This window comes from Cupriavidus sp. HE11, assembly GCF_056097175.1.
The window spans coordinates 1,182,183-1,205,354 of record NZ_CP184465.1 but is presented as its reverse complement, the minus strand read 5'-3'; the positions used below and the strand labels follow the sequence as shown (position 1 = coordinate 1,205,354).

General features: G+C 67.3%; 17 protein-coding genes, 1 tRNA gene and 1 riboswitch. Of the genes, 6 read left to right on the top strand and 12 right to left on the bottom strand.

The features are described from left to right. Nucleotides 1-23: 23 nt before the first annotated feature. Complete coding sequence (locus tag ACOABP_RS22720) at nucleotides 24-1,520, top strand: M81 family metallopeptidase (RefSeq protein ID WP_474227910.1); 1,497 nt, start codon at nucleotides 24-26, stop codon at nucleotides 1,518-1,520. A 46-nt stretch (nucleotides 1,521-1,566) separates the two neighbouring features. On the opposite strand, the gene ACOABP_RS22715 is transcribed toward ACOABP_RS22720, so the two are convergent. After that, nucleotides 1,567-2,034, bottom strand: coding sequence for a hypothetical protein (locus ACOABP_RS22715; protein ID WP_474227909.1), 468 nt, complete (start codon nucleotides 2,032-2,034; stop codon nucleotides 1,567-1,569). A gap of 151 nt (nucleotides 2,035-2,185) precedes the next feature. Here ACOABP_RS22715 and ACOABP_RS22710 point away from each other — a divergent pair, with 151 nt between their 5' ends. Together ACOABP_RS22710 and ACOABP_RS22705 are read left to right on the top strand one after the other, a co-directional pair. Next, complete coding sequence (locus ACOABP_RS22710; protein WP_474227908.1) at nucleotides 2,186-3,763, top strand: diguanylate cyclase domain-containing protein; 1,578 nt, start codon at nucleotides 2,186-2,188, stop codon at nucleotides 3,761-3,763. A gap of 91 nt (nucleotides 3,764-3,854) precedes the next feature. Further along, a tRNA-Leu gene (locus ACOABP_RS22705) sits at nucleotides 3,855-3,941 on the top strand. Nucleotides 3,942-4,235: 294 nt separating this feature from the next. Here ACOABP_RS22705 and ACOABP_RS22700 read toward each other — a convergent pair. The 3 genes from ACOABP_RS22700 to ACOABP_RS22690 form a co-directional block, all read right to left on the bottom strand. After that, on the bottom strand, nucleotides 4,236-5,504 hold the full coding sequence (locus ACOABP_RS22700) for a D-amino acid dehydrogenase (protein WP_474227907.1): 1,269 nt from the start codon (nucleotides 5,502-5,504) through the stop codon (nucleotides 4,236-4,238). A gap of 162 nt (nucleotides 5,505-5,666) precedes the next feature. Beyond that, a riboswitch (glycine riboswitch) is annotated at nucleotides 5,667-5,765 on the bottom strand. A 59-nt stretch (nucleotides 5,766-5,824) separates the two neighbouring features. Beyond that, on the bottom strand, nucleotides 5,825-7,036 hold the full coding sequence (locus ACOABP_RS22695) for a M20 aminoacylase family protein (protein WP_474227906.1): 1,212 nt from the start codon (nucleotides 7,034-7,036) through the stop codon (nucleotides 5,825-5,827). A 44-nt stretch (nucleotides 7,037-7,080) separates the two neighbouring features. Further along, nucleotides 7,081-8,400: an MFS transporter gene (locus tag ACOABP_RS22690; RefSeq protein WP_474227905.1), complete on the bottom strand. Its 1,320-nt coding sequence runs from the start codon at nucleotides 8,398-8,400 to the stop codon at nucleotides 7,081-7,083. Between the two features lie 281 nt (nucleotides 8,401-8,681). On the opposite strand from ACOABP_RS22690, the gene ACOABP_RS22685 reads away from it, so the two are divergent. Continuing rightward, nucleotides 8,682-9,596, top strand: coding sequence for a LysR family transcriptional regulator (locus ACOABP_RS22685; RefSeq protein ID WP_066740950.1), 915 nt, complete (start codon nucleotides 8,682-8,684; stop codon nucleotides 9,594-9,596). A gap of 24 nt (nucleotides 9,597-9,620) precedes the next feature. Here the strand turns inward: ACOABP_RS22685 and ACOABP_RS22680 are convergent, their stop codons facing one another. The 3 genes from ACOABP_RS22680 to ACOABP_RS22670 form a co-directional block, all read right to left on the bottom strand. Next, nucleotides 9,621-10,301, bottom strand: a complete 681-nt coding sequence (locus ACOABP_RS22680) for a type 1 glutamine amidotransferase domain-containing protein (RefSeq protein ID WP_474227904.1) — start codon at nucleotides 10,299-10,301, stop codon at nucleotides 9,621-9,623. 105 nt (nucleotides 10,302-10,406) lie between these two features. Continuing rightward, nucleotides 10,407-10,967, bottom strand: a complete 561-nt coding sequence (locus ACOABP_RS22675; RefSeq protein ID WP_474227903.1) for a cytochrome b/b6 domain-containing protein — start codon at nucleotides 10,965-10,967, stop codon at nucleotides 10,407-10,409. 2 nt (nucleotides 10,968-10,969) lie between these two features. Beyond that, nucleotides 10,970-11,236, bottom strand: a complete 267-nt coding sequence (locus tag ACOABP_RS22670) for a PepSY domain-containing protein (protein ID WP_474227902.1) — start codon at nucleotides 11,234-11,236, stop codon at nucleotides 10,970-10,972. 256 nt (nucleotides 11,237-11,492) lie between these two features. On the opposite strand from ACOABP_RS22670, the gene ACOABP_RS22665 reads away from it, so the two are divergent. Then, nucleotides 11,493-12,491 (top strand): LysR family transcriptional regulator, encoded by a 999-nt coding sequence (locus tag ACOABP_RS22665; RefSeq protein WP_474227901.1) that lies wholly within the window; start codon nucleotides 11,493-11,495, stop codon nucleotides 12,489-12,491. A 47-nt stretch (nucleotides 12,492-12,538) separates the two neighbouring features. On the opposite strand, the gene ACOABP_RS22660 is transcribed toward ACOABP_RS22665, so the two are convergent. The 3 genes from ACOABP_RS22660 to ACOABP_RS22650 all read right to left on the bottom strand — a co-directional run bounded on the left by ACOABP_RS22660 (nucleotide 12,539) and on the right by ACOABP_RS22650 (nucleotide 19,084). Then, nucleotides 12,539-13,045: a DUF6630 family protein gene (locus ACOABP_RS22660; RefSeq protein WP_474227900.1), complete on the bottom strand. Its 507-nt coding sequence runs from the start codon at nucleotides 13,043-13,045 to the stop codon at nucleotides 12,539-12,541. A 31-nt stretch (nucleotides 13,046-13,076) separates the two neighbouring features. Next, entirely contained in the window at nucleotides 13,077-13,766 is a 690-nt protein-coding gene (locus tag ACOABP_RS22655; RefSeq protein WP_474227899.1) for an ArsR/SmtB family transcription factor, read from the bottom strand. Nucleotides 13,767-13,855: 89 nt separating this feature from the next. Next, entirely contained in the window at nucleotides 13,856-19,084 is a 5,229-nt protein-coding gene (locus tag ACOABP_RS22650; RefSeq protein WP_474227898.1) for a trifunctional serine/threonine-protein kinase/ATP-binding protein/sensor histidine kinase, read from the bottom strand. Between ACOABP_RS22650 and ACOABP_RS22645 the strand changes: the two genes are divergently transcribed. After that, nucleotides 19,083-20,360, top strand: a complete 1,278-nt coding sequence (locus ACOABP_RS22645) for a Bug family tripartite tricarboxylate transporter substrate binding protein (protein ID WP_474227897.1) — start codon at nucleotides 19,083-19,085, stop codon at nucleotides 20,358-20,360. The two genes, ACOABP_RS22650 and ACOABP_RS22645, sit on opposite strands and share 2 nt — an antisense overlap. A gap of 164 nt (nucleotides 20,361-20,524) precedes the next feature. Here ACOABP_RS22645 and ACOABP_RS22640 read toward each other — a convergent pair whose 3' ends face one another. Both ACOABP_RS22640 and ACOABP_RS22635 read right to left on the bottom strand, forming a co-directional pair. After that, on the bottom strand, nucleotides 20,525-21,775 hold the full coding sequence (locus ACOABP_RS22640; RefSeq protein ID WP_474230434.1) for an SfnB family sulfur acquisition oxidoreductase: 1,251 nt from the start codon (nucleotides 21,773-21,775) through the stop codon (nucleotides 20,525-20,527). 1 nt (nucleotide 21,776) lies between these two features. After that, nucleotides 21,777-23,045, bottom strand: coding sequence for an SfnB family sulfur acquisition oxidoreductase (locus ACOABP_RS22635; protein ID WP_474230432.1), 1,269 nt, complete (start codon nucleotides 23,043-23,045; stop codon nucleotides 21,777-21,779). Between the last annotated feature and the right edge of the window lie 127 nt (nucleotides 23,046-23,172).

Genomic DNA, 23,172 nt, shown 5'->3' with positions numbered 1-23,172 from the left:
ACAACATGAACATGGAGAGCCCCTTGGCACCCCGAATCCTGATCGCCGGTTTCCAGCACGAAACCAATACGTTTGCGCCGTCCAGGGCCACCTATGCCAGCTTCGAGCGCGGCGAGGGCTTTCCGGCCATGGCGCGCGGCAACGACGTGCTGGCGCTGCGCGATGTGAATATCCCCGTAGGCGGGTTTATCCAGGCCGCGCAGCGCAACGGCTGGGCCCTGAGCCCGGTGATCTGGGCTGGCGCCAGCCCTTCGGCGCACGTGACCGAGGATGCGTTCGAACGCATCGCCGGCGAAATCGTCGCGGCGGCACGCGCGGGCGGCTTCGATGCCATCTACCTGGACCTGCATGGCGCCATGGTGGCCGAGCATGCCGACGATGGCGAAGGCGAACTGCTGGCACGCCTGCGCGAGGTGATCGGCCCCGACGTGCCGCTGGTGGCGTCGCTGGACCTGCACGCCAATGTCACGCAGCGCATGCTCGATGCCGCCGATGCGCTGGTGGCCTATCGCACCTATCCGCACGTCGACATGGCCGAAACCGGCGTGCGCGCGGCGGAACTGCTGCAGCCGCTGCTGGCCGGCCCGCGCCGCTGGCGTGCGGCCGCGCGCCGTCTGCCGTTCCTGATTCCGATCAACGGCATGTGCACGATGCTGGAGCCCGCACGTGGCCTGTACGCGGCGCTGGCAGAACTGGAGTCCGGCGGAGTGGTGTCGCTGTCGTTCGCGCCGGGTTTTCCGGCCGCCGACTTTCCCGAATGCGGGCCGGTCATCTGGGGCTATGGCGACGATGAGACCGCTGCCGAAGCCGCCGTACAGGCGCTCTACGACCGGATGCTGGCCGAGGAATCCGCCTGGGAGGTGCCGTTCCTGTCGCCTGACGACGCGGTGCGCGAAGCCATGCGGATGGCCGCGGACGCCACGCGCCCGGTGGTCATCGCCGATACCCAGGACAACCCCGGCGCTGGCGGCGACTCGAACACGATGGGCATGCTGCGCGCGTTGCTGCGCAACGGCGCGCAGGGCGCGGCCATCGGCCTGATCTGGGATCCGGCCGTGGCGGCTGCCGCGCATCGTGCCGGCGTGGGCGCGGTGATCGACGTGGCGTTGGGCGGCGTGTCGGGCGTTCCCGGCGACGAGCCGTTGCAGGAGCGCTTCGAGGTGCTCGGGCTGTCTGACGGCGTGTGCCGCTTTGGCGGGCCGATGATGCACGGCATGCTGGCCGATGTCGGGCCGGTGGCGCTGTTGGGTATTGGCGGCGTGCAGGTGGTGGTGAGCGGCGGCAAGGCGCAGATGCTCGATCGCAACCTCTACCGCGTGGGCGGGGTCGAGCCCGAGGCGATGAAGATCCTGGTGAACAAGAGCTCGGTACATTTCCGCGCGGATTTCCAGGGCATCGCGCATGCGGTGCTGGTCGCCAAGGCGCCGGGGCCGATGACGGCCGACCCTGCCGATCTGCCCTGGACCCGCCTGGCGCCCGGCATCCGCCTGAAGCCGATGGGCCAGCCATTCCGACCCTGATCCGACCCTGGTCCGCGCCCGGGGCCTGGCGATCCAGGCCCGGCGCTCAGAGCTTCTGCAGCGCGGCCAGCCGGAAGATCTTCGTCCACAGGTTGGCGGCGTCCCGGTTGGTCACCGGGATCACCCACTCGCCCTGGCGGCTGTGGCGCAGGGCAACAACGACATACCAGCGGCCCTGGCGCGCCTCGGGCCGGGCGCCGTCGATGTCGGCAAAGATCAGCACCTGGCGCTGGCCGTTCATCTCCAGCACGCCGTTCTTGCGCTCGGCATCGACCTTGAGCGATCCCCATTCGCCGTGCAGGGCCAGGATGCGCTCGCCCTTGATGCGCCGGCCATGGATGGCCCGGTAGCGGCGCAGCCACGCCACGCCCAGCGCCGTCAGCACCGCCAGTACAAGGATGACGGCGGCGGCGCCGGCCAGCATGCCGGACGCGGCGGTCACCACCTGGTAGAGCCGGACCAGGCCGTAGACAAAGGCGGCGATGAGTGCAATGCCGAGAAGGATGAAAGGCACGTCCTTGTTCCTGAAAGGTGGCGATCGGGGGTGGACCAGGGCGGGGGTGTTGCGGCGGCACGCCGGTACGCCAGTGTCGGACCCCGGGGGCCTATAATGGTTCGCCCCGCACCGCCGGACGGGGCTCGCCATCCGGTTCGGCCCACCTTCCATGCCATCGTATCCTCTCGTCCTCTGCCTGACCATTGCCGTGGTGTGCAGTGTGGGCATGGCCGTCGCGGCATGGCCGCGCCGCGATGATCCCACCGTCCGCGCCTTCCTGGTACTGGCGGCGGGCGTGACGATCTGGAGCGGCGGCCGGTTGCTGGAAATCAGCGAGACGGAGCTGTCAGGCCGCATCTTCTGGGCCAAGCTCCAGTATGCGGGCATCGTGGCCGTGCCGATCGGCTGGCTGGTGGCGATGGTTCACCTGAGCCGGCCGCGCTTTGTCGTGCCGTGGTCGATGCTCTGGGTGCCGGTGTTCTTTGCCTTGCTGACGCTGGCGCTGGTGTTCACCAACGAGCGCCATCACCTGATCTGGACCTCCATCGAACTGATGCCGCCGGGTGTCTCGCCGGGCGCGGTGTTTCGTCATGGCGTTGGCTATACCGCCGTGGCGGCCTGGACCTACGCGATGCTGGGGCTCAGCATGTATTTCCTGGCGACCGCCGAGGTGCCGAACGCGGCGCTGTCGGTGCGCGGCCGCAACGTGCTGATGGCCGGACTGTTGCTGCCGCTGGTCACGCACATCGCCTACCTGTACCGCTGGACCGGCCCGCTGGGCGGCGACCTGACGCCGGCCACGTTTTCCCTGATGACCCTGCTGGTGTGGTTCTGCGCGCTGCGCACGCACCTGGACGATACCGGCCACTACGCGCGGCTGCGCGTGTTCGACGCGATCCGCGAAGGCTGCGTGATCCTGGGCGCCGACGGACGCATCGTCGAGTTCAATCCCGCTGCCGCGCGGCTGGTGTCCGACCTGCGCCGCGGCCAGATACCGCCCCCCGCGTGGCACCACGCGCTGAGCGATCCCGACGAGGCGGCGCCTTTCATTCCAGACGGGCTGGGATACGAACTGACGGTGGAGCCCGTGTGCCGGATGGACGGCAAGCAGATCGGCCTGCTGGTGTTCATGCGCGACATCAGCCGCTACCAGTCGCGCGAGCAGGCGCTGGCGACGCAGCTTGGCGAAACGGCAGAGCAACTCTCGCGCGTGCAGGCCGACCTCGATATCGACGCGCTGACCGGCATCCCGAACCGGCGCTACTTCCAGCGCGAATCGCTGGCCGCCGTGGCGCGGGCCCACGAGCGCGGCAAGGAAATCGGCCTGCTGATCCTGGACGTCGACCTGTTCAAGCAATACAACGACCTGTACGGCCACCCGTGCGGCGACGATTGCCTGCGGCAGGTGGCCGCGGCGCTGACCGGCGTGCTGCACGGCGCGCAGTTCTGTGCCCGACTGGGCGGCGAGGAATTCGCGGTGGTGCTGCCCGATTCGTCGACCGACGAAACGCGTGCCACCGCCCGCAGCATGGTGGCGGCGGTGCGGGAACTGGGCATCCCGCACAACGGCACCCCCGTGCAGCCATACGTGACGATCAGCGTGGGCGCGGTGTGCGCGGTCCCCGAGGCGGCACGGCTGGAGCCGCTGCTGCATCGCGCCGACAGCGCCATGTATCGCGCCAAGCGGGCAGGGCGCAACCGCTATGTGCTGGACGGCAGCCTGTACCTTGGGGTGCAGAACAGCTGATTTTTACGATGACGTGAAAAAGGGCTTGCAAATTGCCAGAGCTTATGTAGAATTCGCGTCTCGCTTCAACGCAGCAATGCAGCGAAACGAAGCCCAGATGGCGGAATTGGTAGACGCACTAGGTTCAGGTCCTAGCGGTGGCAACACTGTGGAGGTTCGAGTCCTCTTCTGGGCACCAATTCAAAGACCCCGCTCAATGAGCGGGGTCTTTTCATTTGTGCGCCCAGAAAGGGAAGTCCGTGGGGACTCCCGTGGGGACTCGAAAAGACTGCGCCTGCAAGCGCAATCCGGGGTCGCGCATGGGTGACCGAGTCGCTTCTGGGCACAAATTCGAAAGCCCCGCTCGAACGAGCGGGGCTTTTTCATTTCCGGAATCAGAACGTCCCCCAGACCGACGCCGCCCGGGATCCTGCCCCTGGTGGTCTCCCCTCTCCCGCATGGCGGGAGAGGGGCGGGGGAGAGGGCGGGCGTATCAGGCTGCTACGCCGCCCACGCCCTGGCCCACCGCAACGCGCCCGTCTTGTGTCGCCGCGTGCCGCACCACATCCCCCACCATCTCCGCCGTCACGGCCGACAGCGTCCAGCCCAGGTGCCCGTGCCCGGTGTTGTAGAACACGTTGGCGGCATGGCCCCGGCCGACGCGCGGCATCATGTTCGGCATCATCGGGCGCAGGCCTGCCCAGGGCACCACGCTGCGCGTGCTGACGCCGGGGAAGCACGCATGCACCCAGTCGACCAGCGGACGGATGCGGTCGGCGCGGATGTCGCGGTTGATGCCGTTGAACTCGGCCGTGCCGGCTACGCGGAAGCGGTCGGCGCCCAGCCGGCTGGTCACGAGTTTGGTCTCGTCGTCGAGCAGGCTCACCGTCGGCGCGCTGGCCTGGCTTTCGGCGTCGTTCAGGTTCACCGTGATCGAGTAGCCCTTGACCGGATAGATGTTGACGCGATCGCCAAGCTGCTGCGCGAACGCCCGGCTTGCCACGCCCGCGCACACCACCACGCCGTCGAACTCGCGCGATGCGGGCAGGTTGTCTTCGGCCGACACCACCGTCGCGCGCCGGCCCGTGGTGGCAATCGAGCGTACGTCCTGGTTGTACAGCGTCTGCACGCCCAGGCGGCGGATCGCGGCGGCCAGGCCGCCGGTGAACTTGTGGATGTCGCCCGTGGCGTCGCTTTCGGTGTAGTAGCCGCCATAGAAGTTGCCGGCCAGCGTGGGCTCGATGTCGCGCATTTCCGCCGGCGTCACCGCGTGGCGCTCCAGACCGCCTTCGGCAAGCAGCTTCGAGACCCGCCCGGCATGCTCGAAGCCCGCCTTGTTGCGATAAATATGCAGGATGCCGCGCCGCTTCAGGTCGAAGTCGATGCCTTCCGCGTCGGCCCAGGCAAACAGGTGCTGGCGTGCGGCGATTGCCAGCCGCGCGGTCTCCACCGTGTTGGCGCGGTAATGCGGGATCGAGGCCATGAATTCCGCGAACCAGCTCAGCTTGTGCCAGGTGGGGCGCGGATTCACCAGCAGCGGCGCATCGGCGCGCAGCATCCATTTGATGCCCTTGGCCAGCGTGGACCAGTGCGTCCAGACTTCGGCATTCGACGCGGACAGCTGGCCGCCGTTGGCGAACGACGTTTCCATGGCCGCATAGCGATGGCGCTCGAACAGCGTGACGGAGAGTCCGCGTTTTGCCAGCGCGTACGCGGTCGTGACGCCGGTAATCCCGCCGCCGATCACTGCAATGGATTTCATGTGGAAGGTCTTCCAGGACGTCATGGGGTGGCAGTCCACGGCGCACCATGCGCTTCTCGCGGACGCCCCCTCTGTCCTTGACCTGAGAGATTCGCGAGCAGGGCTCGCTTGCTCCTTCGGTACCGCCGGCCGACGTACAGGCCGGGGGTTCTTCAGAGTTCAATGGCGATACCGGTCCTTTTGCCTGAGAGTTTCCGGGGCGGTTGCTCCTTCGGCGCCGCGCTGCCTGGCGGCAGCAACGGGCTCTCCCGATATCGCGGGATACAACGGTGGCAACTATGCCACAGAATTTAAAGATTCGGCTATTGGGTTTTTCCGGGTCAGCACGCGGGGACCAGGAAGCGCTGCGCCAGCCGTACCCACGCCGCGGCGCCCAGCGGCAGCACCTGGTCGTTGAAGTCGTAGCCGGGGTTGTGGACCATGCAGCCACCGAATTCGCCTTCGCCGTTGCCCAGGATCAGGTAGCAGCCGGGCACCGCATCGAGCATCCAGGCGAAGTCCTCGCTGCCGTTCAGGCCCTTGGGCGCCTGCGTGACCACCTGCTCGGTGCCCACCAGTTCCTGGCAGACCTCGGCGGCCAGGGCAGTGGGACCGGCCGCGTTGACCATCGGTGGCGTCAGCTGGCGGTAGTCGATCTGCGCCGTCACACCGTGGGCCTGCGCGGTCAGGCTGACGATCTCGTAGATGCGTGCTTCCACCAGTGCGCGCGTCTCGGGCCGTGCCGCGCGCACATTGAGGCCGATCTTGACCTCCTCCGGAATCACGTTGTGCGTGGCGCCGGCGTGGATGAAGCCGACCGACACCACCGCCGTGTCGTCGGGCGCCACGTTGCGCGCCACCACTGTTTGCAGGGCGGTGATGATGGCCGCCGACGCGGCAATGGGATCCTTCGAACGATGGGGCATCGCGCCGTGGCCGCCCACACCGCGAATCGTCACGTCGGCCACATCGGACGACAGGCTCACGGGGCCCTCCAGTACACGGAACGATCCGGCGGGCACGCCGGGCATGTTGTGCAGCGCGAACACTGCATCGCATGGAAAGCGCTCGAACAGGCCATCGTTGATCATCGCGCGCGCGCCGCACAGGTTTTCTTCGTCGGGCTGGAAGATCAGGTTCAGCGTGCCGTCGAAGCTGCGCGAATCGGCAAGCGCCTTGGCGGCGGCCAGCAGGATGGCGGTGTGCCCGTCGTGCCCGCACGCATGCATGCGGCCCGGGGTCTTGCTGGCGTAGGGCAGGCCGGTGGCCTCGACGATCGGCAGGGCGTCCATGTCGGCCCGGATGCCCAGGCGGCGCGTGCCGTTGCCCACCTTCAGCTGGCCCACCACGCCGCTCTTGCCGATGCCGGTATGCACCGTGTAGCCCCAGCTTTCCAGCAGCGTGGCGACGAGCCGGCTGGTGGCGCCCACCTCGAAGCCCAGTTCGGGCTGCGCGTGGATCTGGCGGCGAATGTTGACGAAGGTCTCGGTGTCGATGGCAGGCAGCAGGTGCGGCAGCAGCTGAAACGGGGTCAGGGTCGGTTCGCGGGTCATGGAGAGGTCTCGGAAAGTGGGGCTCGCGGGAAATCGATGGTGGATCAGTGTTCGCGTTTCTCGGCAATGCGCAGCACGGCAACCAGGGCCAGCACGCCGCACGCCATCATGTAGAAGGCCGGGGCCATCGGATTGCCGGTCTTCGCCAGCAGCCAGGTGACGATGAATTGCGACGAGCCGCCGAACACCGTCACGCCCACGCTGTAGATCACGGCCAGGCCCGTGGCACGCACGCCGGCCGGCAGCATCTCCAGCAGCATCAGGAACAGCGGCGTGGTGCCCAGGTTGATGCTGGCGGTCAGCAGCGCGGACAGGCCCAGCACCAGCGGCACGCTCGGGTAGTGGTTCATCAGCCAGAACGCGGGATAGACGGCAATCAGGCTGAACAGCAGCGACCCCGCCACCAGCGGCTTGCGGCGTTCCAGACGGTCCGCCAGCGTGCCTGCGGCCAGCGACACCACCAGCAGCGTGACACCCGTGACGCAGCCCGACAGGAACGACAGCGACGCCGGCATATGCAGCACGCGGATCATGTACGTCGGCATGAAGAACACCACCAGGTACATCGTGGCAGTACCGGCGGTGCCGGCCAGGATGCCCAGCACCACCTTGCTGGCGTGATGGCGGAACAATTCGCCAACGGGGCTCGGTGCGTGCGCGTCGGCCTCATGCGTTTCATCGAGATTGGCGCGGATATAGAGACCCACCGGTGCGATCAGCAGGCCCATCAGGAAAGGTACGCGCCAGCCCCAGTTTTCCAGCGCGGCAGTGGGCAGCAAGGCGTAGAGCGCGGCGCCCGTGGCGGCGCCGGCCAGCGCGGAAATGCCCTGGCTCCCGATCTGCCAGCTTACGCGCCAGCCGCGGCCCCGCACGTCGCCGCCTTCCATCAGCATCGCGGTGGACGCGCCAATTTCGCCACCAAGCGAGAAACCCTGCAGCAAGCGGCCCGCCAGGATGGTCAGCGATCCGAACACGCCGGCCGTGGCGTAGGTGGGGGCCAGCGCGATGCACAGCGTGCCCAGCACCATCAGGCCGATGGTCAGCGTCATGGCGGCCTTGCGGCCATGACGGTCGGCATAGTTGCCGATCAGCACGCCGCCCAGTGGGCGCATGACAAAGCCGATGCCGAACGTGGCGACGGCCAGCAGCAGCGAACCGTAGGGGCTGTCGGACGGAAAGAACAGCTTGCCGATCAGCAGCGAGAAGAAGCTGTAGACCGTGAAGTCGAACATCTCCAGCGCATTGCCGATGGAGCATGCGGCGATCAGGCGGAACTGGCTTTGCTTCGCCTTGGCCGGGGTGGCGGGGGCAGCGACGGTGGCAGCGGAGAGCGGCGCGCCGGCGGGCAGGGTTGCGTCGTTCATGTGAGGGGCTCCACGAACTGGGTTACGGGAATCGTGGAGCCTGGGGTGGCATCCATCGCGCAAGTCGTACGTCCTTGGCGATGCAGTATTCCGGCAAACACGCCGCCCCAAAAATCATTTATTGTCATCGTGATAACCAAATGGCATCACGGACATCATCACTCGCCGCGCACCATCAGGACTAGTACCTACGCGGCGCATTCAGAAGTGCCATGCACGGCAATTGCGCACGCGCGCACCAAGGCAAGGCATCGGCAACCGGACGATGGGGAGAAACCCTGATGAAGCTGCAACAACTGCGCGTGCTGCTGGCGGTGGCCCAGCACGGCAGCATCCACGAGGCTGCGCGCAGCCTGCATACGTCGCAGCCGGCGCTGTCCAAGGCCATTGCCGAGCTTGAGCGCGAACTGGGCGTCACGCTGATGTCGCGCTCGGTGCGCGGAGTGAGCCTGACGGCCTACGGCCTGGCGCTGGTGCGGCGTGCCACGGTGGTCGAGCAGGAACTGCGGCATGCGCTGGAAGATATCGAATCGATCCGCGGCCATGCCGAGGCGCAGCTTCACATCGGCTTTACCGCCGTGGCGTCCAGCGCCGCGCTGCCCGATGCAATGGCCGCCTACCGCCAGCGCTATCCGAATGTGACGCTGCGCGCGCAGGAGCTGCGCCCGCAACAGATCCTGGAAGGGTTACGTGAAGGACGGCTCGATCTTGGCCTGATCTCGACCAACAGCGGCCCCGGTGGTGGCGGCATGCAATGGGAGCCGCTGTTTTCCGTCGGCATGGGCCTGGCAGTGCGGGCGGGGCATCCGCTGCGCCGGGCACGACGCCTGCGCGCGTTGCTCGATGCCGACTGGCTGACGCTCGATCCGCTGGACGATCCGGGCAGCCCGCTGGCCAGCCTGATGCGCCTGCACCGCCTGGACATGCCCAAGCGCATCGTGCAGAGCGCATCGAACCTGCTGGGGTTGCAGCTGGCGACGAAGACCGACCTGATCAGCGTGTGGTCGAACTACGTGTTCGATGGCACGGGGCCGCTGAAGCTCGATCCCGAGGCGCTGGTGCGATTGCCGATTGCCGACGAGCTGCCGGACTTCCAGCTGTTCCTGGTCTATCGTTCCGAGGACCTGATGACACACGCCTGCGCGCAATTCACGCGCGAGGTGCGGCATGCGGCGAAGCCGCGCCGCTCGCGTTGAGGCGCGCGGGCGCGGCGGCACGAATTACTTCTTCAGCAGCTTCAGCAGTTCATGCGCACCGGCCTCGGATGACGCGGGGTTCTGCCCTGTGACCAGCAGTCCGTCGACCACGGCATAGCTGCCCCAGTCATCGGTTCGCGAGAACTGGCCGCCGTTCGCCTTGAGCACGTCTTCCACCAGGTACGGCACCACATTGGTCAGCTGTACGGCCTCTTCCTCGGTATTGGTGAAGCCCGTGACCTTGCGGCCCTTGACCAGCGGTTCGCCATCGGCGCGCTTCACGTGGCGCAGCACGCCGGGCGCATGGCACACCAGCGCCATGGGTTTGCCGGCGCGGTCGAACGCTTCGAGCAGCGCGATCGACCGCTTGTCTTCGGTCAGGTCCCACAGCGGGCCGTGGCCGCCCGGATAGAAGACAGCATCGAAGTCGTCGGCCTTGACCTGGTCCAGCGTCAGCGTGGCGGCCAGGTGCTTCTGGGCGGCAGGGTCGCTCTGGAACCGGCGCGTGGCGTCGGTCTTGAAGTCGGGTTCGTCACTCTTGGGATCGAGCGGCGGCTGGCCGCCCCTGGGTGTCGCCAGCGTGACATCGACGCCCGCATCCTTGAACACGTAGTAGGGCGCGGCGAATTCCTCGAGCCAGAAGCCGGTCTTCTTGCCCGTATTGCCAAGCTTGTCATGCGAGGTGAGCACCATCAGGATCTTCATTGTCGTTCTCCGGGTTGGTTGGCACCGCTGCCACGCACGCGCAACGGCGTTGGCAACCATCGTAGCCAGCGCGTGGCAATTCCGAAAGCTCGACAATCCCGATTTTCAGGAAGGCTGGTCGGTGTCGCGGCGCTTGCGCCCGGTAAGCATTGCGGCGATCAGGTTTTCGCCACCCTTGATGCTCATCGCAATCGCCGCGGCCACATGCAGCGCCACCAGGACAAGCAGCGTATTCGACAGCCAGCGATGAATGTCGATGGGCCAGTCCTCGCCCCAGAACGGATCGAGCCGCGACATCCAGCCGGTGACGGCCAGCGCCAGGATCAGCGCCCACATCGCCAGCATCATCACCGCGCCCAGCGGGGTATGGCTGATAAAGCGCGGCGCACGGCCGCGCATCAGTGCGCGGCCATAGGCCAGCACACCGGCGGGGGGTGGCAGCCAGGCCCGAAAGCGCGCGTGCTCGGTACCGAAAAATCCCCAGACAATGCGGAACAGCACCAGCCCGGCGGCCACATAGCCCACTACGCGATGCACCTGGTCGCCCGAATCGTCGATCAGGTCATAGCAGACGATGGCCGCCACGCTCCAGTGCGTGAAGCGGACGGCCAGGTCCCAGACGCGAATCGTGTCGCGCGGATACACGCGATCCGCCGGGGTTGCCATGCTTACTTCCCGATTTCGGATTTGACGATGTCCAGCGTCTTGGTATCGAAGTAGATCTCGGCCTTCTTGCCGTCCTTCGTGGTGCCGTAGATTTCGTAGCAGTTGCCGTCGACCTTGAACTTCTTGATGTTGTAGCCCTGGGCCTCGATCTTGGCCTTGGCGTCGGCCTCGGGCATCCATTCGGACTTGGGATGCTTCTCGCAATTGGCACCTGCGAATGCGGCGGTGGAGAACAGGCCGATAAAGGTTGCGGCAACGATCTTGTGCATGGATCCACTCCTCGGACAAAAAAGCCCATCAGGGCGACGTGTGTGAATCGTAGAGTCTAATGAGATCGATTCTCAATGTAGGTTTTCCCGATCTGCACCGTGGCTGCAATCGCACAGTCCATGCAAATGTCACGTTGATGTCACGTTCTCGTAATATCCCTACTTCGAACGTGGACTCCACGATTGTTCGTGTTGTGGGACAATCGCGGCCGATCGGGTAAGGGTTTTCCCGATGCCAAGCTTCGAAAGGTTGCGCATGAAAACGATTGACTGGAAGGACTGGGAGATCTTCTGCCGTGTGGTGGAAGGCGGCGGCTTTACACAGGGGGCCGAACTGGCCGAAGTCCCGAAGTCATCGGCCAGCGCCGCGGTGGCAAGGCTGGAAGGCCAGTTGGGCGTGCGGCTTTTCGAGCGCACCACCCGCCGCGTGCGCGTCACCCAGCGCGGTCAGCAGCTCTACGATCGCGTGTCGCCATTGTTTGGCGCGCTGCGCGAGATCAGTGCCGAGGCGGCTTCGGTCAGCGCCGAAGTCAGCGGCACGATCCGAATCGCCACGCCGTACGAAGTGGGCTCGCAGCACCTGTCGCCGACGGTGAACCGGCTGCTCAAGCAGCATCCGTCGCTGCGTGTGCAGCTGGACATGAACTGGGACCAGCCCGACCTGATCCGCCACGGCTACGACCTGGCGTTCGTGATGACGGATACGAGCCTGCACGACAGCTCGTTTGCCAGCAAGCGTGTGGTGCTGATCGAGCGTGCGTTCTATGCGGCGCCCTCGCTGATCCGCGAGCGCGGCCTGCCACGCGCGCCCCAAGACCTGCAGGGCTGGCCCACCGTCGGCAATCTCGACGACTCGCACTGGGAATTCCTGCGCGACGGCGTGGAGACGCTCTCGCTCGACGTGGAGCCGCGCATCTGCACGCACAACGCCGAGGTGCGGCTGAAGGCGGCGGTCGATGGCCTGGGCGTTACGCGCCTGTCGCCGCGGTTCGTACACGAACAACTGGTGCAGGGGCAACTGGTGCGGGTGCTGCCCGGCTATTCGTCGTCACCGCTCAAGGTCTATGTGCTGATGCCCGCGCGCAAGCTGATGCCGGCCAGCGTGCGCGCCTTCCTGAACGCGCTGGAAGAAACGCTGGGCGTGCCGGAAAACGCGCGGCGCCCCGCATCGCGCCTGGGCGCCACCTTGCTGCCGGACGTCACCGAAGCGCTGGAAGAAGACGATGCCGCGCCCACTATCCTGACGCTCGAATAAACGGCAGGCGGCCGGCAACTGACGGCCGGCCCGGACAGCGGGGCGAATCAGTAAGGCTGGTCGCCGCTGCGCAGGTCGAAGCTGAGCGTGTCGGCGATCTCCAGCATTTCGTCGTCGTCCTCGCTGCGCGTGATCCAGCCCGCGTACGCGTCGCCACCGGTATCCCAGTTCCATAGCGTGTAGCCGGCCACGCGCAGCTGGTCGGTGGCCAGTTCCATCAGTTCGGGCACGCTGGTACCTTCCAGGAAATCCTCGTCCTCGGGGTCGTCGGTGCCCCAGTCGATCTCCAGGTCAATGCGCTCGCAGAGCTGGGTCAGGCAGCCGATAAAGGACTCCACGTCCTTCCAGTCGACATAGAAGCCTGCTTCCCAGTCGATGATCTCCTTGATCTGGAAGAGCAGCATCTCGGCGTCGGCCTCGTCCCCCTCGTCATCCTCCAGCGCTTCCTCGAACAGCGCCAGGTGCCGCGTGGTCTGCTGGGTGTCTCCCAGGTTGATCAGCGCGAACAGCCGGCTTACGGCGTCCTGCGCGTCGTCATCCAGTTCTATTGCCATCTGTGACTCCTTTGTGGCCCCGTTGCTCCAGTCATGCGGCCACTTTCCCGATCTCGCGATGCCCCCGTGGCGTCACGCGCAATGCCCGTGACGCGTGGGTTGGCTCGATCCAGCCCTTCTCCAGCATGGTTTCCAGCAAGGCCGCGCCCAGCGCGCCGCCCAAGTGCGGCTTGCGCTCGCTCCAGTCGGGGCAGGTACAGGCGAACTGGCGGCGCTTGCGCCGCGTGGCGTCCAGGTCGATGCCCAGCAGCGTCATGGCCTGCGTGCCGTCGCCGGTCAGGTCGATCCGCGTGCCATCCACGGCCAGCCAGCCCGCCTGCGACATTCGTTCGAACAGACCCACCGCAAGTTCCCCGGCCAGGTGGTCATAACAGGTGCGCGCCTGGCGGAGTGCAGGGGGCGTGCCGCGCGAAACGGGCACGACCCGCATGCGCGGCGGCTGGCTCACCAGCGATGCCGTGGCCAGCGCCTCGATGGCAACGCCGATTTCCGGCGCCGCCAGGCGGTAGTAGCGATTGCGCCCGCGTGATTCCACGGCAAGCAACCCGCCTTCGGACAGCCTTGCCAGGTGGCCGCTGGTGGACGACGCCGACAGCCCGGCTATGAGCGCCAGCTCGCCAGCGGGCCGGGCACTGCCATCCATCAGCGCCCACAGCATCGCCGCGCGCCCGGGGTCGGCCAGCAGGCCAGCCAGCTGACTGATGCCTGGAGCGTATTCCATAGTTCATGCATGGGTGAAGGGACGGATGCAGTATAGGCAATTTGGGGTTGAAGTCCACCGAACCCCGCCACCGTCACGTCGCACGGGTACTACCGGCTATTCAATCCCCATCGCCCCATCGCCCCATCCTCCACCGCCGGCAGGCTGAAGCCGAACACGGCCCCCCTGGGCCGGTTCTGCCACGCCTGCAAATGGCCGCCGTGCGCTTCGAGGATCGTGCGGCAGATTGACAGGCCCATGCCCATTCCTTCCGGCTTGGTCGTATAGAACGCCTCGAACAGCTGTTCCGGATCGTCAGGCAGGCCGATGCCGGCATCGTGCACCGTTACCAGTACCTCGCGCGCCGGGTTGACGGCCGTGCGTACCGTCAGTTCGCGCGCATGCGGCTCGATGTCCCGCATGGCCTCGATGGCATTGACCGCCAGGTTCAGGAACACCTGCTGGAGCTGGATCTTGTCGGCCGACACAATGGGCAGCGCCGGCAGCAGCTCGGTCTTGAGCATGACCCGATGCCGCGTCAGTTCGCCCGCCAGAAGCGGCAGCGTTCCGGCGATCATCGCGTTGAGGTCGATCCGTTGCGCTTGCGGCCCGGTCTTGCGCAGCATGGCCCGCATGCCGACGATGACGTCGCGCGCACGCTGCCCCTGCTGGACGATGCTGTTCAGCGACTCCACCGCTTCGTCGACGTTTGGCCGCTCCCGCTTGAGCCAGCGCAGCGCCACATTGGCTTCGATGGTCAGCGCGGCCACCGGCTGGCTGACCTCGTGCGCGATTGACGCCGTCAGCGCGCTGAGCGTCATGACGCGGCTGACGTGCGCCAGTTCCGCCTGGGCGCGATGCAACGCTTCGTCAGCTTCCCGGCGCTGTTCGCCAAGCCGGCTGTTTTCGATGGCGCTGGCGGCCTGGAACGCCAGCAGCTTGATCACTTCGATCCGTGCCGGCACGAATGCCCCCGGCGCCAGCGCATTCTCCAGATAGAGCACGCCGATCAGCTTGCCCTGGTTCAGCAGCGGCAGGCAAAGCATCGAGCGCGCCCGTCGCTGGCGAACGTAAGGATCCGCCGAAAACGAAGGCTGGGCCGCGGCATCGTCGATCACCACATGCTCATGGCACTCGAGTACGTGCCGGACGATGGACAGCGGCATCTCGGCGGTGTCGAGCGGCCAGTCGGCCAGCGTAACCACGGTGGTGTCGTCCCGAACCGCCGCTTCGGCGGCCACGCGGTGTTCGGCCCCCTGCGGCAGGATCAGCAGCCCGCGTGATGCGCCTGCGTGCGCGATGGCCGTGCGCATCAGCGTGGCGAGAAGCCGGTCCAGCCGGGTCTCGCCGGACACCGCCTCGGAGATCGCCATGACCGTGGCCAGGTCCAGGTGCCGGAGCGGTGCGCCGATGGTGCCCATCAACGGCGCCGAGGCCGGCACGGCGTTGGCGCTGGCGTCGGCCGCCAGGGCGGGATACAGCTTGTCGAGCTGCCAGACCTTTGCATCGGCACCCCAGTGCAGGTAGCCATGGCGAGCCTGCCGCAGGTACACCACGGCCACGTTGTCGAGCCGGCGGCTTACATAGAAGCGCGCCGCAAGCTCGTTGGCCAGGGCCTGCATATGGATCAGGTCGCTGTCCCGCGCTGACGCGATGGCCGCCTCGTATCCACGCATTGCATCCACGTCGCGCGCTTCGAGCCGGGCAATCTCTGCCTCGACCAGCAAGGCCCGGTGCGCAAACGTCGCCGGGCAGCGTCGCGCCCATTGGGCCAGTTGCCGATGGTGTCCGGCCAGCGCGGGCAGATGCGTAGCCAGGTCATCCGCGATGGCCGGATTGCAGCAGGCGGCCCGCGCCAGCGCGGCATAGAAGTGATACTCGGCCTGCTCGAAGTAGGCCGGTGACGTCCACAGCAGCGGGCGGGCCTGCTCGGCAGCTTCGAGCGCCTCGGCGGCTTCGCCCGCCAGGTAGCGGGCCTGCAGCTTGCGAATCCAGTACCAGCACGCGGCAAGCCGCAGCCCCACGTCGCGGCCCAGGCGCGCTTCGAACTCGGCCTCGCTGAAATCCCTTGCGTCGAAGCGTCCGAACACGGGCGTGAGCCCGCGCAATGTCCGCACGAGCTGGCGCTGCGCGGCGAGACGATCCGCCACCAGCGCGAAGCGCGGCCCCCACGCGAACACGCTGCCCGCGTCGGCATCGTGCTGGACGCGGCCGAGCGGGTCGCCAATCGCGAGCGCGTGGGTCATCAGGTTGCTGCGTATGTAGGCCGCATAGGTGAGGTCGCCGATCTGCCCGGTCAGTTCCAGCGCCTGGCGCAGCAGGCCGCGTGCCACGCGCAGCGGTTGCGTCCAGTGCAGCAGGTTGCCACCGGCGATCTGGTACACCCGGGCGCGGATCCGCTCGACGCCGCGCTGCTCGGCCACCGCCAGCGCCAGACGCTGGAATGCCACGCCGGCCGCCTCGTCGGGGGATGCCGCCGTGCGCAGCATCGCCAGCCAGGCATAGGCCAGGCACGATTCCTCGCTGTTCCCCAGCGTCATACTCAGGTTGACCATGCGCAGGACGACCAGCGTGCGCAGGTGATCGTCCGTGTACCAGGCCGGCTGCAGCAGCGCCGTGAGCACGCGCATCGTGGCAAGACCGCCCGGATCCGTCATGCGCGGCAAGGCGGCAAGGGCGGCGATCTCCCTGCCATCCAGCAGGCTCGCCAGCAACGCCTCTTCCTGCGCCACGACCGGCGCTGCGGGCTGTGCGGACCAGTCGATGCCGGCGCGGCGCAGATAGGCCAGGCCTACCGTAACGGCTTCGGCGCGGCGCCCGCCCGTCAATAGCAAGCCTAGCTGGAGCTGTGTGACAACGGCCAGCGCAGCCAGTGACGACGTGCGCGTAGCCAGTTCCGCCAGCCTGAGTTCGGCGCGGGCCGAATCCCCGGTCAGAAATTCGCATTCGGCCATGTGCTGCGTCAGCGAGAACGCGAGGGTCTCGCATCGCGCAAAGGCATCGCTGCCCAGCAACGCGAGCCCGGCCGACAGGTAGTGAAGTGCCGCCGTATTGGCACAGGCGGATTTTGCGCGCAACCCCGCGGTCAGATTCAATTCCGCGAGCCGGTCGCGCTCGTCCTGATCCTCGATCCGGTCGGCCGCACGGTTCAACTGGCCGACGATCGTAAAGACATTGGCCTCGATTTCCGCCGGCGGCGTGCGGTCCAGCAGCAGGCGGCCAAGGCGCAGATGGAACCCCTGCCGCTCCGGTTCGGGAATGCGTGCGTAGGCGGCTTCGAGGATCCGGTCGTGGCGAAAGCGCAGCACGTGTTCCTTGCGCGAGACCAGGCCCGCACGCACGGCTTCGCGGATCGCCGGGTCGAGCTCGCCCGGGTCGCGCATCCAGCCGCGCGCCAGCGTGTCGACCGTGGTGTCATTGCCCAGGCAGGCCAGCAGCTTCAGCGCCACGCGGGTGCTGGCCGGAAGCCGGGCAATACGTCCGACCATAAGCGCCACGACGTTGTCGGTGAATCCCTTTGCCGCGATCTGGCCGAGGTCCCAGGTCCAACGCGCCGCGCCGTGGTCGAAGCGCAGCAAGCCTTCGTTGGCGAGTTCGCTCAGGAACTGCGTGGCGAAAAACGGGTTGCCGGCCGTCTTCTCCATTACCAGGCATGCCAGCGGCGCGCTTGTCCCGATATCGCAATGGAGCGATTCGGCCACGAGCTGGTGGAGTTCGGGGGCGTCGAGGCAACCCAGTTCGACATGGGCGACGCTGGCGCCATCCGCACGCAAGGCCGCGACGCAGCGCGTGACCGAGTGACCATCGTCAACCTCGTGGCTACGATAGGCGCAGACCACCAGCAGGTTCGTTGTGGCCGGATCGGTCAGCAGCTGGTGCAGCAGCGTGGTGGTTTCATGGTCGAGCCACTGGATGTCGTCGAAGCACAGCGTCAGCGGCTGCGCGGCGCGGGCCAGTGCCGCCAGCAGGCTGTGCAATGCCAGCTGGAGCCGGGGGCCAGCCTCGCGCGACTGCGTGTCGGGCACCCACGGCACCGGACCCAGCATCGATTCGAGTTCGGGCAGAAGCGGTACAAGCAGGCCGGCGTTCGGCCCCAGGGCCTCGGCAATGACGGTGCGCCATGGCGCGGCGTCGGCCGGATCACGGGCCAGCCATGTCCTGAGCAGGCCGCGCAGCGCTTGCGCGAGCGTGGCATAGGGCAGCCGCGCGCCGCCATCTGCGGGCGCATCGGTCGATACATCGGCCGGCGCATCCGATTTGCCGGCAGCGTAGACGCCGCCACGCGTGGCGACGGCTCGCGCGAACGACTGCATGACCGATGTCTTGCCGACACCCGAATGCCCCGACACCATCACGATCTCGCTGCAGCCAGTGGACGCGACGCGGTCGAACGTATCCTCCAGCATCGTCACGGCCTGTTCGCGGCCATAAAGGCGGCCATGTATGACGAAGATGTCGGAAAGATCGCCCTGCCCAAGCGCAAACGGCGCGATGCCGCCCTGCGCGGTCAGTGCCTGGTGGCAGCGCTGAAGGTCACGCAGCAGTCCGGCGGCGGTCTGATAGCGTTCCTCGGGCGCCTTTGCCAGAAGCTTCATGACCAGGTCAGACAGCATCGCAGGCACTGCGGCGACACGCCCGGCCGGCGGCACCGGCGAGCGTGCCAGGTGCGCATGGACCCAGTCTATGGGCTCCGCGCCAACGAACGGCAGCGCGCCGGTGAGCATCTGGTAGAACGTGACGCCAAGCGAATACAGGTCGCTTCGCGTATCGATCGCCCGATTCATCCGGCCTGTCTGCTCGGGCGCCATATAGGCGAGCGTGCCGGCGATTTCGCTGGTTTCCAGGGACGGGTCGGCGCCGCGTGGCATCCGCGAAGCGATGCCGAAGCCGATCAACCAGGCGCGGGTGCGGTCTGCGGCCACCAGAAAATGGGCGGGTTTCAGGTCCTTGTGAATCAGGCCACGCTGATGGAGCTTGCTGACGGCGCAGGTCATGGCCATGGCGGCGTCGAGGAACGACGCGGGATCCATGGGGTCCGCAAGCATGTGGGAAAGCGGCGCGCCGCCCGGGTCCTCGAGCAGCAGCACGGCCGTATCGCGCTCGTGCAGCAGTTGCAGCGGCCGGGCCGCCCAGCTTGCGTCGATCTCGTCGCGAAGTGCGTACTCGTGCGCCAGCCGTTCGAGCGCGTCGGGCGTGCGCTGCCCATCGGCCGCCCAGACCCCGAGCGCGGCTGTCTTGCCGCCGTCGTCATGCAGCAGCCAGCCGCGCCCGAACAGCCGGTCGCCAGCGTCCCACGTGGAATCGAAGCCGAGGCCGACGCCGGCCCGGGGGAAGAACATGGAAAACATCGCAGTGCGGACGGATGGCGAAAGGGAAACCCGCGGATTCAGGGGTGCCGAAGGCAGCCCTGATCTTATCAAATCGCCCACGGCCGGGCAGGCGTATGATCTCGTCCGGAAAATCCTCCGCGACCCTACCTTCTCCATGGCGCTTCAGGCGTTGCCGTCCACTTTGAAACGAACCCGATCTGTACTGCCTGCGGCCATCGAGCGCGTCTCGACGTGGCTCAGGCGGGCAGCGCCGGCACGCTTGCCAGCCTTGCGGCCGTCGATGGCAAGGCGCGCCGGGATATGGCTGGCAGGGATGGTATTCGTCTGGGCGCATCCGGCATGGGCCGCCTATCCGGATCAGCCGATCACACTCATCGTGCCGTACCCCCCCGGCGGGCCGGCGGATCTTATCGCGCGCCCGCTGGGCGCCGGGCTGCAGAAGCGCCTGGGCACCCCGGTGGTACTGGAGTACAAGCCGGGCGCGGGCGGACAGATAGCCCTGCGATATACGCAGCGGGCCAGGAACGACGGCTACACCCTGGTGCTCGCCCTGGCCGCCTACGCCATCGGGCCGCTCGTGAGCCAATCGGCCGGCTACGATCCGGTCAAGGATTTTCAGCCCGTTTCTCTCGTCGCCAAGCAACCGCTGGTGCTCTACGTCGGGGCCAATTCGCGATTCCAGTCCGTAGCCGACCTGATCGCGCGTGCGAAGTCGCATCCCGACCAGGTGACAGTGGCGTCATCGGGGTTTGGCAATACCAGCCACCTTGCCATCGAGATGTTTTCGCAGGCGGCCGGGGTCCGGGTAATGCACGTCCCGTACCACGGCGGGGTCCAGTCGGTGGCCGCGGCAATGAGCGGCGATGTGGATGCCGTGTTCGCAGGAGCCGACGGCCTGCGCTATGTCAGCACAGGCAAATTGCGGGCGCTGGCCGTTGCCAGCGACGCCCGCTTGTCCATCGCTCCCGAAACGCCGACGTTTACGGATGCTGGCGTGCAGAACATGTTCGTCACGGGCTGGTACGGCGTGCTGGCCCCCAGGGGAACGCCCGGGAACAGGATCGAGACCCTTGACCTCGCAATCAGGCAGGTACTGTCGGAGCTGGCGCTGAGCGAGCAGCTGGCGGGCTACGGTTTCAAGGTGCTGCATGCCGGCCCGGCGGATTTTCAGGCGTTTATCCAACAGGAACTGATGCGTTGGAGCCGGCTGATCGACGATCGACACATCGTTCCGGACCAGATCGACCTTCGAGGGCCCAACAAGGCGGGCGCCGGGCGCCGGTAGCGGCGGGCATTCCGGCCGGGCCCGGAATTGCCGAAGTGGCGGCAACCGTTCGACGAGAACGAGAAAATCACCGATCTGTTACGCGCAGTTGCCGGCTCACAGCCCTCCTGGCGCATGACGCACAACGCACACCATGCACGTCTGCCGTGGCGGACGACGGCCCGTCAGATGGCTCCGTGCCTCGGCGGCAACGTGCCGTTCAGGTGGTAATTGCCGATGGCGTGGTACTTCCAGCGTACCGGGTCGTGCAGCGTATGCGTGCGTGCGTTGCGCCAGAAGCGGTCCAGGCCCTGGTTGTCGAGCGTGGCCGATGTGCCGCCCAGTTCGAACAGCCGCGTACCGGCGAGCAGCGACGCGGTGGTCGCCGCCGCGCGGGCGGCGGCCACGGCCAGCGATGCCTGCGCGACGCTCTGCTCGTCGGGCGCACACCGGGCATCGTCGGTGGCGCGCCCGGCCCGACGGACCAGCGCCTCGGCGGCACGCAGCCTGACGTGGACATCGCCGATCTGGTGGATGGTCAGCGGATCCTGCGATGCGGCGGATACGCCGGCATCGATCCACGGCCGCGCGTGGTCGCGCACATACGGCAGCGTGGCGGCAAACGCGCCACGGCCGATGCCGAGGTCGATGGCTGCATGCAGCAACTGGGCAAACGGACCGACCGTCGTCGGCCGTTCGAACGACGCCAGGAATGGCACGACCCAGCCGGCTTCGATCCGCACGTTCTCGAAGGTCACCGATCCGCTGCCGGTCACGCGCTGGCCGAAGCCATCCCAATCGTCGGTAATGCCCACGCCTTGCGCCGTGCGGGGAACGAAGGCCAGCCACGTCACGTCGCGGCCGTCGTCCTGGGTAACCACGAGCGTCGGAATCCAGTGCGCGTACAGCGCGCCGGTGCAGTAGAACTTCTGACCGTCGACGCGGAAGCCGTCGCCATCGCGCGTCAGCCGCGTGCGTCGCTGGAAGTCCTTGTGGCCAATCTCGGCCAGAGCGTTGCCAAAGCGCTCGCCGGCCAAGGCGCGCTGGTAGAAGAAGGCCTGCTGGGCGGGCGTACCGCCCACGCGCAATACCTCCAGTGCGTAGAAGTGGTTCTGCGGGATCTGTCCGAGCGATCCGTCGGCGGCGGCGATGATCGCAATGACTTCTGCCAGCGTCACATTGGACACGCCGGCGCCGCCGTGATCGCGCGGTACGGTGATACCCCACAGGCCGCTGGCGCTGAAGGCTTCCAGTTCCTGCCAGGGCAGCAGGCGCTCGCGGTCCCGTCTGGCGGCGCCGGGCGCAAACTGCGCGGCCAGACGGTGCGCAATGGCAATCGCCTCGGCATCGTCGGCGACGGCATGGGGCACGGCTGCGGGCGCAGCGGCTGGGCGCGCGCGGCCATCGGCCGGCGGCGGAGTCAGTAGCAACGACATGTCAGTTCCAGGAGTGCCTTTTGGGCAGCGCATTGTTCAGGTGATAGTTGCCGATCAGATGCAGCTTCCAGCGCACGGGATCGTGCAGCGTGTGCGTGCGGGCGTTGCGCCAGTGGCGGTCGAGGTTGTGTCTGGCGCGCGTGGCCGACGACCCGGCCAGTTCGAACAGCTTTTCGCTCGCCTGCAGCGCAACCTCGGTGGTCAGCACCTTGGCCTCGGCCACGGCCACCGATGCACGGGCACCCGATGCCTCGGTCACCGGCTGTGCCGCGATGGCGTCAAGCGTCAGCCCCGCCTCGCGCAGCACTGCGCGGGCAGCCTCGATGTCGATGGCCAGCCGGCCGACGTCGGCGATCAGGTGAGGGTCTTCACTGGCACGTGCCACGCCGGCATCGATCCACGGGCGGGCGTGCCTGCGCACAAAATCCACTGCATCGTCGAATGCCGCCTGCGCAATGCCCAGGTCGATGGCGGCCTGGATCAGTTGGGAGTTGGCGCCATGGAGCCCCGGCTTGTCGGCAAGCTGCCAGAGCGGAATCACGTCATCCGGGGAGATCGACACGCGGTCGAATTCCACCGTGCCGCTGGCAGTGGTGCGCTGGCCGAACGATGACCAGTCGTCGATCACGGTCAGCCCGGCGGCATCGCGCGGCACCCAGACCTGGACAGGGCGATCGTCGTCGTCCAGCGCGCGCGTGGGCACGCGATGGGCATACAGCGCGCCCGTCGAGTAGTAGCGCTTGCCGCTGAGCCGCAGCCCCTGGGCGGTTCGCCGCAGGCGCGTGGTGCCGTCGAGCACGGTGCGGCTGCCTGCCGCGCGCCGCTCGGGGCCGGCATTGCCAAGCCGCTGGCCGGCCAGCACTTCCGCATGGAACCGGCGCTTCTGTGTATCGGTTCCGGCTTCGCGCAGCACCCCAAGCAGGCCAAACTGGTTTTGCGGAATCTGGCCCAGCGACGCGTCGGCAGCGCTGACGATAGCAAAGACCTCGGCCAGCGTGGCGAACGAGACCTCGGCGCCGCCATGGGCCTTTGGCACCGTGATGCCGCCCAGGCCGCTTTCCGACCAGAGATCCAGCTCGTTCCAGGGCAGCAGGCGTTCGCGGTCGCGGGCCGATGCGCCCCGGCGGTAGATGGCGGCCAGCGCGTGCGCGGCGTCGATGGCCTCGGCGTCGGTACGGATGCGGCGTACGCGCGACGGATCGGGAAGACGCGGTTCGTGCCGGCCGGTGGCGGCAGGCTCCACGGCGTGAATGTCTGAAAGGTCGGTCATGGCGTGTCGAAGGAATGCGCGGCGCGGACCCGGCGGCCCGCCAGCCATATGCGGCGCCGGAAGCGGGACGGCCCATGGCGCGGCACGGTTCCGACACCATACTGCGGCAGATCCGGCATACGAACGA